This window comes from Brevundimonas vesicularis NBRC 12165 (genome assembly GCF_001592205.1).
In the GTDB taxonomy this organism is placed as follows: domain Bacteria; phylum Pseudomonadota; class Alphaproteobacteria; order Caulobacterales; family Caulobacteraceae; genus Brevundimonas; species Brevundimonas vesicularis.
Map to the genome: position 1 here is coordinate 18196 of NZ_BCWM01000017.1, position 14960 is coordinate 33155.

Sequence of the window (14960 nt, forward strand, 5' to 3'; positions counted from 1 at the left end):
GCCGTGACGCCCTTGCCGCTGATCGCCTATCGGCTGGCGACGCGTGCGCTGGAGCCGCTGGCCCCGCGCCTGCTGGATGCGCGCGCCAGGCGGGGCAAAGAAGACCCGGTGCGGGTGGACGAGCGGATGGGCTTCACCCGCACCGAGCGCCCCGTGGGCGATCTGGTCTGGCTGCACGGCGTCAGCGTGGGCGAGAGCCTGTCGCTGCTGCCCGTGGTCGAGCGGCTGACGAAGGCGCGTCCCGACCTGACCGTTCTGGTCACCTCCAGCACCGTGACCTCGGCGCAGATTCTGACCGAACGGCTGCCGGCGGGCGTGATCCACCAATATGCGCCGGTCGATGCGCCGGGCGTGGTCGAGCGGTTCCTGGATCATTGGCGGCCAAGCCTTGCGGTCTTCGTCGAAAGCGAACTGTGGCCGAACCTGCTGCTTGAGGCGAAACGTCGTGGCGTGAAACTGGCCCTGGTCAGCGCGCGGATCACTGAAAACACGGTCGAGGGCTGGGCGCGGTTTCCGGCCTCGGCGCGGGTGCTGACCGGCGCCTTTGATCTGGTCCTGCCGCAGGATGCGGTCTCTGCCCAGCGGCTGGAGGGCATGGGCGCGCGGATCGACGGGCTTGTGAACCTGAAACTCTCCGGCGAGGTCCTGCCCCACGATCCCGCCGCCTTCAGCCGTTTGAGCGCCGCCATCGGCGACCGGCCGGTGATCGTCGCCGCAAGCACCCATGAGGGCGAAGAAGTCGCCATCGTGCGCGCGCTGGACCATCTGAATGAACGGGTCTGCCTGATCCTGACGCCACGCCATCCTGAGCGGGGGGCGCACATCGCCCAGGCGCTGCAACACGACGGATACGCCTTCGCCATGCGCTCGCGGGGTGAGACGATCGGGCCGGACACCGACATCTATCTGGCCGATACGCTGAACGAGATGGGCCTGTTCCTGCGGCTGGCCGATGTCGTGGTAATGGGCGGGTCTTTCGCGCCCGCCATCGGCCTGCCGCCGGTCGGTGGGCATAATCCGCTGGAGCCCGCGCGGCTGGGCAAGCCGACGATTACAGGGCCGGATGCGTCCAACTGGGCGCCGGTGACGGCGGCCCTGGTCGAGGCGGGAGGCCTGGCCCTGGTTCAGGCGCCGTCCGACCTGCCCGGCATCATCGAGCCGCTGCTGGAAGACCTGAACGCGGCCAGGGCCATGGGCGAACGCGGGCGTCGCGCGGCGGTCGAGGCTGGAGGCGGGCTGGAGCGACTGTGGGCGCTGCTGTCGCCGCTGATGCCGCAGAGGCAGGGCCGGCGATGAAGCTGAACACGCCGCGCTGGTGGTATGTGCGCGACAGCAACCACGCCCGAATGACGCGCACGGCGCTGAAACCGCTCGGCTTGGTTTGGGCCGCCGTGACCGCGCGCCGGATCGCGAAAACGGTCCCGGTCGACCCCGGCTGCGCGGTCATCTCGGTCGGCAATCTGACGGTCGGCGGATCGGGCAAGACGCCGGTCGCGCGCGAAACCCTGCGGCTGCTGCGGGCGGCGGGGGTGGAGGCGCAAGGTCTGTCGCGCGGCTATGGCGGGCGGCTCGAAGGGCCGGTCCAGGTCGATCCTCAAATCCATACGGCCGACGATGTCGGTGACGAGCCCCTGATGCTGGCGCAGGGATCGCCGGTCTGGATCGCGCGCGATCGCGTGGCGGGCGCCAAGGCCGCCGTCGCGGAGGGGGCGCTGGCTCTAGTGCTGGACGACGGCCATCAGAATCCGGCGCTGAAAAAGACCGTCAGCCTGATCGTCGTGGACGGCGAGACGCGCGGCGACGAATGGCCGTTCGGAGACGGTTCGGTCTTTCCGTCCGGCCCCATGCGCGAGCCGCTGAAGGCCGGCCTGGCGCGCGCCGACGCCGTGGTGGTCATGCTGCCGACCGATGTCGAAGACGCCGATCCCGAACTGCTGGCGGTGTTCGGCGCCCTGCCCGTCTTTGTCGCGCGCCTGACGTCGGAGGGACCGCCGCCGTCAGGGCCGCAAGTCGGGTTCGCCGGCATCGCCAAGCCCTGGAAGGTCGAGCGGTCGCTGACGGCGGCGGGCTGCGACCTGGTCGACTTCGTCCCCTTTCCCGACCACGCGGCCTATAGCGACGCCGACATGACGTTCCTGACCGACCGGGCGGCGGTGTTCGACGCCGGCCTGGTCACGACGGAAAAGGACTGGGTTCGGCTGACGCCCGAGCAGCGCAAGGACGTCGTCGCCTGGCCGGTCGTCGCCCGGTTCGAGGACGAGGCGGCTTTCGCCGCCTTCCTGAACGACCGGATTCAGTCGGCGCGATAGACGACGCCGGACTTCATCACGAACCTCATCCGCTCCAGCTCAGTCACATCCGTCAGCGGATCGCCCAAAACGGCCACGATGTCGGCGGGCATGCCCACGGCGATCTTCCCGGCCTCATTGGCGATACGCAGGTGTTCGGCGGCGCCGACGGTGGCGGCCTGGATGGCCTCGAGCGGGCTCAGGCCGGCGCGGACCAGAAGGGCGAACTCCTGGGCGTTGTCGCCGTGGGCCGAAACGCCCGAGTCGGTGCCGAAGGCGATCTTGACCCCGCCCTCGTGCGCGCGGCGCGCCATGTCCAGCATCTTGGGCCCGGCTTCCAGCGCCTTGGCCGTCTGGGCGGGGGTGAAGAAGTTGTCGGGTCCCGAGGCGATGCGCGCCACAAAATCCCCAGCCAGCAGGGTCGGGATCAGCCAAGCGCCGTTCGACTTGAACAGGCGGATCGACTGATCGTCCAGATAGGTCCCGTGCTCGATGGAATCGCCGCCGGCCCGCAGGAAGGCGTTGATGCCGTCCACGCCGTGGGCGTGCGCCGTCACCTGGCGGCCCATGCGGTGGGCGCTGCCGACGATGGCGGCCAGTTCGTCGTCGCTGAACTGCTGGTTCAGGCCGGCGGCGGTATTGGACAGCACGCCGCCCGTCGCGGTGATCTTGATGATGTCGGCGCCGGCGCGAACCTGGGTGCGCACAGCCCGCATGCAGTCCTCAGGTCCCGAGCAGATGCTTTCGGACGACAGCAGGTGCATGACGTCCTCGCGATAGCCGTTGATGTCGCCATGCCCGCCGTGAATCGACACCGACGACCCCGCCGCAATGATGCGCGGTCCCGGCACGTCGCCGTTCCGAACGGCGTTTCGCAGGGCGAAGATGGCTTGGTTCGAGGCGCCCAGATCCGCCACCGTTGTAAAGCCGGCCATCAGGGTCCGACGCGCATAGCGGGCGCCGACCATCGCCTGGTCCGCGTCCGAAAGGGTCACCTCTTCGAGGCGTGCGTTAGGGTTTTGCTGGCCGGTCAAATGGACGTGGCTGTCGATCAGGCCGGGCAGAACAAAGGCCTGGCGCAGGTCCACGACCTTGCCCTGAGAAGGGTCGCCGACGAAGCCGTCGCGCATTTCAACGACCTGGTTCCCTCTGATCACGAGAGTTTTATCGCGTTGCACAACGCCGTTCGACGGATCCGCAAGCAACCTTCCGGCCTCAACGAACGTTGTGTTCTGTTGCGTCGAAACGCCTGTGGCCACGGGGGTTTGCTGCGCGTGAGCGCTTACCGCCGACGCAATCAGCGCCGCCAGCGCGATTCCAAAACGTTTCATCGATATCTCCCCGCGACGCGTCGGCCGCAAAAATGCCCCACAAGGCTCAGGTTGCCTCGCCCGTAACCAACTGAAACAAACACGCCTCAAGACCAACCGCAACGAGGGCGTCGCATGCGGCTATCGAGACGAGGACTTATTCTGGGCGGATCGGCCATGCTGGCGGGATGCGCCAGCGCAAGCGCCAGGGCGCCGCTGACCACGGCTCAGACCGCAGCCCCGATCGCGATGCCGCAGGTCGGTTTGCCCACGGTCCAGACCTCCGCCCTGACGCCTCCGCCGCTGGATCCGCGCGGTCACGTTCGCAAGGACCTGATGGAGCGCGCCATGACCGCGCTGGACACCCATCATCATCGCCTGCCTTTGCGCGACCGGATGTATCTGGTCGATTTCCAGAAGTTTTCGGGCGAGGAGCGGCTGTACGAAGTCGACTTGATCGCGGGTGAAGTGAAGGTGCTGCGCACCTGCCACGGTCGGGGATCGGACCCCAGCCACACCGGCTATGCCCAGCGCTTTTCCAACACGCCCGATTCCAACATGTCCTCGATCGGCGCCTATGCGACGGCGGGCGCCAACTGGGGCGCGCAGCAGGGGCCGAACGTGCTGCTGGACGGGCTGGAATACACCAACGACAAGGCGCGCGAGCGCGCCATCATCATCCACGGCGCCGATTACGCCGATCCCGACTTCCTGGCGCGCGAAGGCAAGCTGGGTCGCAGCTATGGCTGTTTCTCGGTCGCCCACACCGACCTTCCGGCCTTGCGCGAGCGCATGGGCGAAGGCCGACTGCTGTTCGCGGCGGCCTAGGCTTCAGCCCCGCTCCAGCGCGCGCCAGCCGATGTCGGAGCGGTTGAAGCCGCCCGGCCAGTCGATCTTGCGGATGGCGGCATAGGCGCGTTCGCGGGCCTGGGCGATGTCGTCGCCCTCGGCGCAGACGTTCAGGACGCGCCCGCCCGAGGCGGCCAGCAAGCCGTCGTCGCGGCGCTTGGTTCCGGCGTGAAAGACCTGGACATGGGGGCCGAAGTCCTGATCGGCGCCACGGATGATCGAGCCTTCCAGCGGGCTGTCGGGATAGCCCTTGGCGGCCATGACCACGCAGATCACCGTCTGAGGCTTGAAGGCGGGCGAAGCCAGACCCGAGACGTCGCCGCGCGCGCAGCCCAGCAGATAGGGGACGATGTCGCCCGCCATCCGCATCATCAGCACCTGGCATTCCGGGTCGCCGAAACGGGCGTTGAACTCGACCACCTTGGGGCCGTCCTCGGTCGCCATCAGACCGGCGTAGAGGACGCCGCGATAGGGCGCGCCCTCTTCGGCCATCTTGCGGATCGTCGGCTGGACGATCAGCGCATCGGCCTGCTGCACCAGTTCGGGCGTGAAGACGGGGGCGGGGGAGTAGGCGCCCATGCCGCCGGTGTTGGGACCAAGGTCGCCGTCGAAGGCGCGCTTGTGGTCCTGGGCGCCGCCGAACAGCAGGGCGCGTTGACCGTCGCACAGGGCGAACAGCGAGCCTTCCTCGCCGTCCATGAACTCCTCGATGACGACGCGGGCGCCGGCCGCGCCGAACCGGCCGCCCAGCATCCGTTCGATTTCGGCCTCGGCGTCGGGGCGGTCGGGGCTGATGGCCACGCCCTTGCCGGCGGCCAGGCCATCGGCCTTGATCACATAGGGCGGCCGGAACACGTCCAGCGCCGCCTTGGCGTCCTTGACCGTGTCATAGACGCCGTAGCCGGCGGTGGGGATTTCGTGCCGTTCAAGGAAGCCCTTCGAAAAGGCCTTTGACGTTTCCAGCTGCGCCGCCTTCGCGGTCGGCCCGAAGCAGGGAATGCCGGCCGAGGCGAGGCGGTCGGCGAGACCAGCGGCCAGCGCCACCTCCGGCCCCACAACGACCAGATCGGCCTTAATCTCTCTGGCCAGGGCGGCCAGGCCGTCGGCGTCGTCCGCCTTGACGGCGCGCAGCTCGCACAGCTTCTCGATGCCAGGGTTGCCCGGTGCGGCGACCAGGCGCGTGACCAGCGGAGACTGGGCGATCTTCCAGGCCAGGGCGTGTTCGCGGCCGCCCGATCCGACGAGAAGAATGTTCATGAGATCGGGCAATGACCGGCCGGCGCCGGCCGGTCAAGCGCCCGTCAGACTTAACGCCGCATTCAGCCTCCAATCAGCGCGCTGGCGGGGTCCACGCCGGCAGGGCCTGCAGCTGGCCGGGCGTCAGATCGGTGACCAGATCCCGGTCGCCGTTGCGGTCGATCGGAGACACGTCCGCGACCGGAACCAACACCTTCATGTCGCCAGGTCCCTCCAGTTCGACGACCAGATGGGTCAGGGCGCCCGAAGCGTCCAGCACCAGGGTTTCGACATCGCCCAGATCGACGTTGGCGCGCGAATACAGGTCTGCATCCTCCAGCTGATCGCGGGTCATGTTGAAGGCCAAGGCGGCGTTCGAGGCGGCGGCATCCGCCTGTTGATCCGGCAAGGCCACGGGCGCCGCGCCCGGCGCTGGGGCCTGGACCACATCGTCGTCGCGATCCGAGCAGGCGACGACGCCGCCAGTCAGGCAAAGAATGGCGGCGAGCGGGACGAAGCGGTTCATACGGCCTCCTTAGACATTAGAGCAGGGCCGAGACGACGTAGACGCCCAGGCCCAGCAGAATGATGCAGCCGATGATCAGCCACGGGCTCATGGCGCCGCCGCCCCCGGCGCGGCGCGACAGATCGCGCTCGTGCGGGTCACGGTCAGAAGGATCGGTTCCGGGCGGGTCGGCGGCCATGAAAGTCGAACGACAGGGCGCGTGCGGCGTTCCCGGGCGGATCGACGCAGGCTAGGATGCTTCCATGAGCGACGACTCCTACGTATTCGAAGGCCCGGCCGAGGTCCCCGCCCCGCGCGACAACAATCCGCCCCTGTCGATCTCGGAGCTGTCGTTCGCGCTGAAGCGCACGCTGGAAGACCGGTTCGGCCACGTGCGGCTGCGCGGCGAGGTCTCCAAGGTCAATCGCCACGCCTCGGGCCACATCTATCTGACACTGAAGGACGACAAGTCGGCCATCGACGGCGTGGTGTGGAAGGGGTCGGTGCGCGGCCTCGGCGTCCAGCCCGAGGCGGGGCTGGAGGTCATCGTCACCGGCAAGATCACCTCCTATCCGGCGCGGTCGTCCTATCAGATCGTAATCGAGAGCATGGAAGCGGCCGGGGCGGGCGCCCTGCTGGCCCAGTTGGAACGGCTGAAGGTCCGCTTGCGTGAGGAAGGGCTGTTCGAGCCGGGGCGCAAGAAGCCCCTGCCCGCCTTTCCCGCGACCATCGGCGTGATCACCAGCCCGACCGGCGCGGTGATTCGCGACGTGCTGCACCGGATTGCCGAACGCTGGCCCTGTCGTGTCATCGTCTGGCCCGTGGTCGTTCAGGGCGAATCGGCCTGCGGTCAGGTGTCGAACGCCATTCGCGGCTTTGATGCGATGACCGCCGACGGGCCGATCCCCCGCCCGGACCTTCTGATCGTCGCGCGCGGCGGCGGGTCGGTCGAGGACCTGTGGTGCTTCAACGACGAAGGTCTGGCGCGGACCGTGGTGGCGGCGCGCATTCCGATCATCTCGGCCGTGGGGCACGAGACGGATACGACCCTGATCGACTTCGTCTCGGATCGCCGGGCGCCGACCCCGACGGGCGCGGCCGAAATGGCGACGCCGGTGCTGGCGGACCTGCGCTATACCGTCGCCGACATGGACCGGCGCATGGTGCAGGCAGGCGGACGGCTGATCGAGGATCGACGCACGCGCCTAAGGGCCGTGGCGCGCGGCCTGCCGGCGCGACCGGAGGACCTACTGGCTCTGGCGCAACAACGACTGGACCATGTTTCGAGCCGGCTGGGATCGGGCCTGCAACGCAACGTCGCCCTGCACGAGCGGCATCTGGCGGTGACGGGCGGCAAGCTGAGCCCAGCCCTGCTGCGCCAGCGGATCGAGCGGGGGCAGGACCGGCTGCGCGGCGCGGGCGACCGGTTGGGCGCAGCGCTTCAGGCCGGCGTGGCGCGCGGCGAACGGCGGTTGTTGCAGGTCTCCGGGCGGCTGTCGCCCGAACCGCTGCATCGACGACTGGACCAGCGTCAGGCCCGGCTTGAAGCCGTCGGGGCGCGGCTGGATGGGGTCCTGCCGCGCCGACTGGAGCGGGACGCCGATCGCCTGGCGGCGCTGTCGCGCGCGCTGACGACCCTGGACCCCGGACGGCCCAAGCCCGGCTTCGCCCGCGTGGAAGATTCAGACGGCGCCTGGATCACCTCGGCCAAGGCGCTGGAGGCGGGTCAGGCGGTCCGGCTGGTGTTCGGCGACGGCGTTCAGCCCGCGACAATCGACGGCGGCGAACCCCGTCCGTTCCCGCCGCGTCCGGCGGCCAAGCCGAAGCCGTCCGCCGCCGATCAGGGCAGCCTGTTCTGACGGCGGCGGATATGATCCGCGTTTTCCGCTTCGCCCCGGCGCCGCTTCCTGCTAACGGCGCCGCATGAAGATCACGCGCCTTGCCGTCACCGCCTATGTGTTCGCCCTCCTGATCATCATTCTGGATCAGCTGACCAAGGCCTGGATCATCAGCGGCCTGTCGCTGCAGGAAGTCGGCCGCATCCCGGTCTTCCCGCCGATCCTCAACTTCAGCTGGGTCGAGAACACCGGCGTCAGCTTCGGCCTGTTCGGCGGCGGCGAAGCGCGCTGGGGCCTGGCCATCTTCTCCATCGTCGTCTCGGCCGGCCTGGCCTGGTGGGCGACGCAATCGAACCGACGCCTGCTGATCACCGCAATCGGTTTCGTCATGGGCGGGGCGCTGGGCAATGTGATCGACCGGATCCGCTTCGGCTATGTGGTCGACTTCATCGACTTCTCGGGCACCGGCGTCTTTCCCTGGGTGTTCAACGTCGCCGACAGCGCCATCACCATCGGTGTCGTGCTGCTGATTATCGACAGCCTGATCTCCGACAAGCCTGTGAAGGTTGGCGCGGCCCCCGAAAAGTCGTAATCACCCCGTCTTCACTATGCCAACAACGCCCGAGCGGCGTTTCGTGCATCAGCCGACCAGAGCCTGAAACCATGCGTATCCGCAGTGTCGCCGTCCTGACCCTCGTCGCCTCCTCCGCGCTCGCCGTCTCGGCCTGCGGAAGCATCAAACAGGGCATCGGCCTGACAAAGGTGGTGCCGGACGAGTTCGTCACCGTCTCGACCGCCCCGCTCAGCATTCCGCCGGAGTACGGCCTGCGTCCGCCCGCGCCGGGCCAGCCGCGCCCGCAGGAACTGGCCCCCGAAAGCGCCGCGCGTCAGATTCTTCTGGGTCAGCGTCAGGCCGTCACCCGCACGCCGGGCGAACAGGTCCTGGTGGCTCAGGCCGGCGGCGAACAGGCCGACCCCCTGGCCCGCTATGTCGTCGATGACGAGTTCGGCGATCTGGCGCACAAGGACCAGAGCTTCGCCGACCGGCTGATGTTCTGGCGCAAGGACGACGCCTCGACCCAGGCCCCGACGGTTCGCCAGACCGCCGAAGGCCAGAAGACCATCGACGCCTCGACCGAGGCCGCCCGTCTTCAGGCTCTGACCGGCGGCCAGCAGGCCATCACGATCCAGCCGCGTCGCAGCAGCGGATTCAAACTGCCGGGCCTGTAAAGACCGATACGACGGGCGCTTGCCACGGCAGCGTCCGTCTTTATTGTAAACGGACCTGATCAGGAGCCGTTTGCATGACCGAAACCGTCGATATCGCCGCCCTGTCTGGGATCGACCAACTGCGTCTGGGCATGACGGGCGGCTTCATCGCGCCCATCGCCCGCACCGTCGGCTTCGAACTGACCGAAGTTGAAGAAGGCCGGGTGGTGTTCGAGGCCATCCCCACCACCGCCGTCTATAATCCGCTGGGCACGGTCCATGGCGGTTGGATCGCGACGGTGCTCGACTCGGCCTGCGGCTGCGTCGTGCATTCGACGCTCCGGCCGGGCCAGACCTATACGACGCTGGAACTGAAGACGGTTTTTCACAAGGCGCTGACGGCCGGCACGCCGGTTCGTGCCGAGGGCCGGATCGTTCAGGCCGGTCGCCGCGCGGCCTTCTCGGAGGCCGATCTGCGCGGCCTGGACGGCAAGCTCTATGCGACCGCGACCTCGACCTGCCTGGTGATGGAGCGCTGAGGGCAGCAAGCGTTTGCCGCGCCTCGCTTTAGCCGCTATCAGCGGCGAGCGTTGATGATCGGCCGCCGATCGTCGTGCGCCCTCTCTCGCTGTCGGAAAAATAAGCTGATGCGTCGCGTGTTCACCGCCCTGGCCGCCCTCTCCATCGCGGCCTCCGTCCTGCCCGTCGCCGCCGAGGCCCAGACCTCCCAACGTCAACGCGAGCGCGGCGGCCAACAGCAGCAGGCCTCGGGTGAAGACGCCGCGCCGTCGCGCGCGCCGCGCATCGCACCCCTGCGTCGCCGCGCCAACGCCGGCCCCTGCCCCTATGTGAAGATCCTCTACGACGCCGCCCGCTACGTCGAGCTGGAAGGCGGCCGCGCCGCCGTGGCCAACGTCGGCTACACCGGCGAGATCGAGGGCATCGCCTCGGACTGCGAATATCGCGAGGCCGATCCGATTCGCGTCGACATGGACGTGCTGTTCAACCTGGGCCGCGGCCCGCAGGCGGCGGGCGAGCAGCGCACCTACCGCTACTGGATCGCGGTGACCGAGCGGAACAACGCCATCCTGTCCAAGGAATACTTCGATCTGCCGGTGAACTTCGAGGGCCAGCGCACCGCCTCGGTCACTGAAAAGCGCACCATCGTCATTCCGCGCGCCGGCATCGAGACCAGCGGCAGCAACTTCGAAATCCTGGTCGGTTTCGACGTGACGCCGGAAATGGCCGAGTTCAACCGCTCGGGCAGCCGCTTCCGCGTTAACGCCGGCACGACGCCCGCCGCGCCAGCGCCTGCCTCCGCACCGAGCCAATAATGTCTGATCTGAAGACCGTCCTCAGCGAAGCGGTCGCCGCCGCCTTCGCCGCCGAAGGCGTGGACCCGGCCCTGGCCCGCGTAACCCCGTCGGACCGCCCCGACCTGGCCGATTTCCAGTCCAATGGCGCGCTCGCCGCCGCCAAGGCGCTGAAGGCCAATCCACGCGATCTGGCCGGCAAGATCGCCGAGCGCCTAAGCGCGGATGCACGCTTCGCCTCGGTGGAGGTCGCGGGACCGGGCTTCATCAATCTGAAGCTCTCCGACGCGCTGCTGGCCGAACGGGCCACCGAGGTGGCGAACGACGCCGCCCACGCGGGCGCCGCGACCGTGGCCGAACCGCGCCAGGTGGTCATCGACTACGGTGGTCCCAATGTCGCCAAGCCGATGCACGTCGGTCATTTGCGCAGCGCCATCATCGGCGAAAGCCTGAAGCGGCTGTTCCGCTTCCGCGGCGACCACGTCACCGGCGACGCCCACTTCGGCGACTGGGGCTTCCAGATGGGTCTGCTGATCGTCGCCTGCGGTGACGAAAAGCTGGCCGACGCCTTCATGGCCGAGGGCGACGGCCCCTTCCCGGTCGACAGCCCCGTGACCTTGGCCGACCTGGACCGCCTTTATCCGCAGGCCGCCGGCAAGGCCAAGGAGGATCCGGTCTTCCGCGATCGCGCCCGCAAGGCGACGGCGGAACTCCAAAACGGACGTTCCGGCTATCGCGCGCTCTGGCAGCATTTCGTGGCGGTCAGCCGTGAGGCGCTGAAGCGCGAATACGGCGACCTGTCGGTCGATTTCGACCTGTGGAACGGCGAGAGCGACGCCGATCCGCAGATGCCGGAAATGCTGGCGCACCTGAAAGAGACCGGCCTGCTGGTCGAGGACGACGGCGCCCAGGTGGTTCACGTCGCCAAGCCCGGCGAGACGCGCAAGAAGAAGCTGGCCGACGGCTCGGTGATCGAGGCCCCCTCGCCCCCGCCCCTGCTGGTCATCAGCTCGGAAGGCTCGGCCATGTACGGCACGACCGACCTGGCCACCATCCTGGACCGCAAGAAGGCTCTGGCGCCCGACCTGGCCCTCTACGTTGTCGACGAACGCCAGGCCGAGCATTTCGAACAGGTCTTCCGCGCCGCCTATCTGGCTGGTTACGCCGAGCAGGGCGCGCTGGAGCATCTCGGCTTCGGCACGATGAACGGACAGGACGGCAAGCCCTTCAAGACGCGCGCCGGCGGCGTGCTGAAGCTGCGCGACCTGATCGACCAGGCGACGGACAAGGCGCGCGAGCGTTTGCGCGAAGCCAAGCTGGGCGACGACCTGTCGCCGGAAGAGTTCGAGGCCATCGCGCACAAGGTGGCCATCGCGGCCTTGAAGTTCGCCGACCTGTCGAACGCGCGCACCACCAGCTACGTCTTCGATCTCGACCGCTTCATGAGCTTCGAGGGCAAGACCGGACCGTATCTGCTTTACCAGTCGGTCCGCATCAAATCCCTGCTGCGCAAGGGCGCCGAACAGGGACTGACGCCCGGCGCCATCGTCATCGCCGAACCGGCGGAGCGCGATCTGGCCCTGACGCTGGACGCCTTCTCGACGGCCGTGTCGGACGCCTACGACAAGCGGATGCCGCATCTGGTCGCCGAACACGCCTATCGCGTGGCCCAGTCCTTCTCGAAATTCTACGCCGCCTGCCCCGTGCTGATCGCGCCGGACGAAGCGACCAAACGCTCGCGTCTGGCCCTGTCCGCTGCGGCTCTGCGCCAGCTGGAAATCGCGCTGAACCTGCTGGGCATCGACACGCCGGAGCGGATGTAGGGTATAGACGGGGCGACATCCTCCCGGAGATCGCCCATGTCGCTCGACGCCTATATCGCCGGCCTGCCCAAGGCCGAACTGCACCTGCATATCGAGGGCTCGCTGGAGCCCGAGCTGATGTTTGAGCTGGCGCAGCGGAACGGCGTGTCCATTCCCTATGACAGCGTCGAGGCGGTGCGGGCGGCCTATGATTTCTCGAACCTGCAGGACTTCCTAAACATCTACTATGCGGGGGCCGCCGTCCTGCTGATGCGGCAGGATTTCGAGGATCTGGCCTTCGCCTATTTCCAGCGCGCGGCGGCGGATAATGTGCGCCACGCCGAAATCTTCTTCGATCCCCAGACCCATACCGACCGAGGCGTGCCCTTCGGCGTGGTGGTCGAGGGGCTGATCGCAGGCATGGACCGGGCCAAGGCGGAGCTGGGCGTCTCAAGCGGCCTGATCCTCAGCTTCCTGCGCCACCTGACCGAGGACGAAGCCTTCGCGACGCTGGAGGCGGCCAAACCCTATCTGCACCATTTCATCGGGGTGGGTCTGGATTCGTCGGAGGTCGGCCATCCGCCGTCCAAGTTCCAGCGCGTCTTCGCCGCCGCGCGTGAGCTGGGCCTGAAACTGTGCGCCCACGCCGGCGAAGAAGGGCCGCCCGCCTATGTCCATGAGGCGCTGGACCTGCTGAACATCGACCGGATGGATCACGGCAATCGGTCGATGGAGGACGAGGCGCTGGTGCAGCGGCTGGCCGCCGAGCAGATGACCCTGACCGTCTGCCCTCTGTCGAACCTGAAGCTGTGCGTGGTCGATGACCTGAAGGACCATCCCGTGCCCGAGATGCTGCGCCGGGGCCTGCACGTCACCCTGAACTCGGACGACCCGTCCTATTTTGGGGGATATGTGAACGATAACTACAGCCGGCTGGCTGAGGCCATCGGCCTTACGCGCGATCAGGTGACGCAGTTGGCGAAGAACAGTTTCGAAGGCTCGTTCCTGGGCGAAGCGGAGAAGGCGGCCTACCTGGCTGAGGTTGATGCTTACGCGGCGACCTGACGCCCTCTCCTTTCGTCATTCCGGGCGAAGGGCCGCTTGGCCCGAAGACCCGGAACCCAGCGGCGCCGAAGGCGAAATGCGTCCGCCGCATGCCATTTGAAACACTGGAGTCCGCGACAGGTTCGCGCTCCCGCGCGCCGCTGGGTTCCGGGTCTTCGCTACGCTTCGCCCAGAATGACGAAAGGAAGAGGTGATCGCTTCCTCGAACCAGATGTTCCTGGTATGTTCTGCCGATGGACCAGGCTGGCATCAAGGCTGAATACAGCGCGAACCTCCGCTGGCTGTTCGTCGATCTGAACGCCTTCTTCGCCAGCGTCGAACAGCAGATGAACCCCGACTGGCGGGGCAAGCCGGTCATCGTGCGGCCGGCGATGAGCGAATACACCGGCGCCATCGCCGCCAGCTATGAGAGCAAGGCCTGGGGCGTTCAGACCGGGATGCGGGTGTCCGAGGCGCGCAAACTGTGCCCCGACCTGATCGTCGCCGAGGCGCGCCCCGACCTTTACGTCAAAATCCATCAGCAGATCATGGCCGAGATCGACCGCCATGTGCCGGTGTGGAAGGTCGGCTCGATCGACGAATGTTCCTGCGAGTTGCTGGGTCCAGAACGGCTGGAGGCGAACGCCGTCGCCCTGGCCCGCCGGATTCAGGCGGGCATCCTGCAAAACGTCGGCGACTGTCTGCGGTCGTCCGTCGGGCTGGCGCCATCGCGGTTCCTGGCCAAGACCGCCTGCGGCATGCAGAAGCCCGCCGGACTGACGGTGCTGCGCGCCAACGAGCTGCCCGGTCCCTTGCTGGACGTGCCGCTGTCGAAATATCCGGGCATCGGCTCGCGCATGCAGGTCCGGTTGCAGGCGGCGGGGGTCACCGACACGGCCGGCCTTTGGAACATGAGCGCGAAACAGGCCCGGGCGGTCTGGAACAGCATCGAGGGCGAACGCATCTGGCGCGGCCTGCACGGTCTGGACAGCGAGCCGACGCCGGAAAAACCGCCCGCCTCGATCAGCCACAGCCACGTCCTGGCCCAGGCCATGCGGACCCCGGACAAGGCGCGGGCCGTGGCGCGGCGGCTGGTGGTCAAGTGCGGAGCCCGCCTGCGGCGCATGGGCCTGACCGGCGCCAGCCTGACCCTGCATCTGGACATGGGGCCGAAGGCGACGCCCCGAAGCGGTCGACGCGGCTGGGAAACGGCGGCGATGAGTTGTCCCATCGCGCCGACGCAGGACACCTTCGCCCTTCTGGCCGCGCTCGACAGTCTGTGGCGCAAGGTCGAGCCGGAGCTGGAGGCGGGACGCCTGAGCTATGTCGGAGTCGGTGTACACGGCCTGAAAGCCCGCGACGCCTTCGAGACGGACCTGTTCGCCGCCGGTCCGGATCAGGATGGCGAGGCTCCGTCCCTGCGCCTGTCCCAGGCGCTGGATGCGCTGAACCGCCGCTACGGCAAGGACACCGTCAGCATCGGCCCCAAGGCCGGCCTGCCCGACTATATCGGCGCCAAGATCGCCTTCACCCGCATCCCCGAGGCCGAGGATTTCTGGGAGTGAG

Annotated in this window: 15 protein-coding genes; 11 read left to right on the forward strand and 4 right to left on the reverse strand. The window is 68.0% G+C overall.

The annotated features are described in order from the left end of the window. The first annotated feature begins 3 nt into the window (after window positions 1-3). Together BVE01S_RS13305 and lpxK are read left to right on the forward strand one after the other, a co-directional pair. Entirely contained in the window at window positions 4-1296 is a 1293-nt protein-coding gene (locus tag BVE01S_RS13305; RefSeq protein ID WP_066628482.1) for a 3-deoxy-D-manno-octulosonic acid transferase, read from the forward strand. After that, on the forward strand, window positions 1293-2309 hold the full coding sequence (lpxK, locus tag BVE01S_RS13310) for a tetraacyldisaccharide 4'-kinase (RefSeq protein WP_066628613.1): 1017 nt from the start codon (window positions 1293-1295) through the stop codon (window positions 2307-2309). Before BVE01S_RS13305 ends, lpxK begins: the two co-directional genes overlap by 4 nt. Here the strand turns inward: lpxK and BVE01S_RS13315 are convergent. After that, window positions 2294-3619: a metal-dependent hydrolase family protein gene (locus BVE01S_RS13315; RefSeq protein WP_066628484.1), complete on the reverse strand. Its 1326-nt coding sequence runs from the start codon at window positions 3617-3619 to the stop codon at window positions 2294-2296. The two genes, lpxK and BVE01S_RS13315, sit on opposite strands and share 16 nt — an antisense overlap. A gap of 114 nt (window positions 3620-3733) precedes the next feature. On the opposite strand from BVE01S_RS13315, the gene BVE01S_RS13320 reads away from it, so the two are divergent. Next, window positions 3734-4426: a murein L,D-transpeptidase catalytic domain family protein gene (locus BVE01S_RS13320; RefSeq protein WP_066628488.1), complete on the forward strand. Its 693-nt coding sequence runs from the start codon at window positions 3734-3736 to the stop codon at window positions 4424-4426. 3 nt (window positions 4427-4429) lie between these two features. On the opposite strand, the gene purD is transcribed toward BVE01S_RS13320, so the two are convergent. The 3 genes from purD to BVE01S_RS17060 form a co-directional block, all read right to left on the reverse strand. Next, window positions 4430-5704: a phosphoribosylamine--glycine ligase gene (purD, locus tag BVE01S_RS13325; RefSeq protein ID WP_066628491.1), complete on the reverse strand. Its 1275-nt coding sequence runs from the start codon at window positions 5702-5704 to the stop codon at window positions 4430-4432. Between the two features lie 73 nt (window positions 5705-5777). Continuing rightward, window positions 5778-6209, reverse strand: a complete 432-nt coding sequence (locus BVE01S_RS13330; RefSeq protein WP_066628494.1) for a PRC-barrel domain-containing protein — start codon at window positions 6207-6209, stop codon at window positions 5778-5780. 16 nt (window positions 6210-6225) lie between these two features. After that, on the reverse strand, window positions 6226-6387 hold the full coding sequence (locus BVE01S_RS17060; protein ID WP_165115848.1) for a hypothetical protein: 162 nt from the start codon (window positions 6385-6387) through the stop codon (window positions 6226-6228). Between the two features lie 64 nt (window positions 6388-6451). Here BVE01S_RS17060 and xseA point away from each other — a divergent pair, with 64 nt between their 5' ends. The 8 genes from xseA to BVE01S_RS13370 all read left to right on the forward strand — a co-directional run bounded on the left by xseA (window position 6452) and on the right by BVE01S_RS13370 (window position 14959). Further along, window positions 6452-8047, forward strand: a complete 1596-nt coding sequence (xseA, locus tag BVE01S_RS13335) for an exodeoxyribonuclease VII large subunit (RefSeq protein ID WP_066628496.1) — start codon at window positions 6452-6454, stop codon at window positions 8045-8047. A 64-nt stretch (window positions 8048-8111) separates the two neighbouring features. Beyond that, window positions 8112-8618, forward strand: a complete 507-nt coding sequence (gene lspA, locus BVE01S_RS13340) for a signal peptidase II (protein ID WP_066628498.1) — start codon at window positions 8112-8114, stop codon at window positions 8616-8618. Between the two features lie 71 nt (window positions 8619-8689). Next, complete coding sequence (locus BVE01S_RS13345) at window positions 8690-9256, forward strand: DUF3035 domain-containing protein (protein ID WP_066628500.1); 567 nt, start codon at window positions 8690-8692, stop codon at window positions 9254-9256. 74 nt (window positions 9257-9330) lie between these two features. Beyond that, window positions 9331-9774: a PaaI family thioesterase gene (locus BVE01S_RS13350; protein WP_055804066.1), complete on the forward strand. Its 444-nt coding sequence runs from the start codon at window positions 9331-9333 to the stop codon at window positions 9772-9774. A 108-nt stretch (window positions 9775-9882) separates the two neighbouring features. Then, complete coding sequence (locus BVE01S_RS13355) at window positions 9883-10569, forward strand: Tat pathway signal sequence domain protein (RefSeq protein ID WP_066628503.1); 687 nt, start codon at window positions 9883-9885, stop codon at window positions 10567-10569. Continuing rightward, on the forward strand, window positions 10569-12371 hold the full coding sequence (gene argS, locus BVE01S_RS13360) for an arginine--tRNA ligase (protein WP_066628505.1): 1803 nt from the start codon (window positions 10569-10571) through the stop codon (window positions 12369-12371). The genes BVE01S_RS13355 and argS overlap by 1 nt, the downstream gene beginning before the upstream one ends. Before the next feature lie 36 nt (window positions 12372-12407). After that, window positions 12408-13415, forward strand: coding sequence for an adenosine deaminase (locus BVE01S_RS13365; RefSeq protein ID WP_066628507.1), 1008 nt, complete (start codon window positions 12408-12410; stop codon window positions 13413-13415). A 233-nt stretch (window positions 13416-13648) separates the two neighbouring features. After that, the gene (locus BVE01S_RS13370; RefSeq protein ID WP_066628509.1) at window positions 13649-14959 is read left to right on the forward strand and encodes a Y-family DNA polymerase; all 1311 of its coding nucleotides are present in this window, start codon (window positions 13649-13651) and stop codon (window positions 14957-14959) included. The last annotated feature ends 1 nt before the right edge of the window (window position 14960 follow it).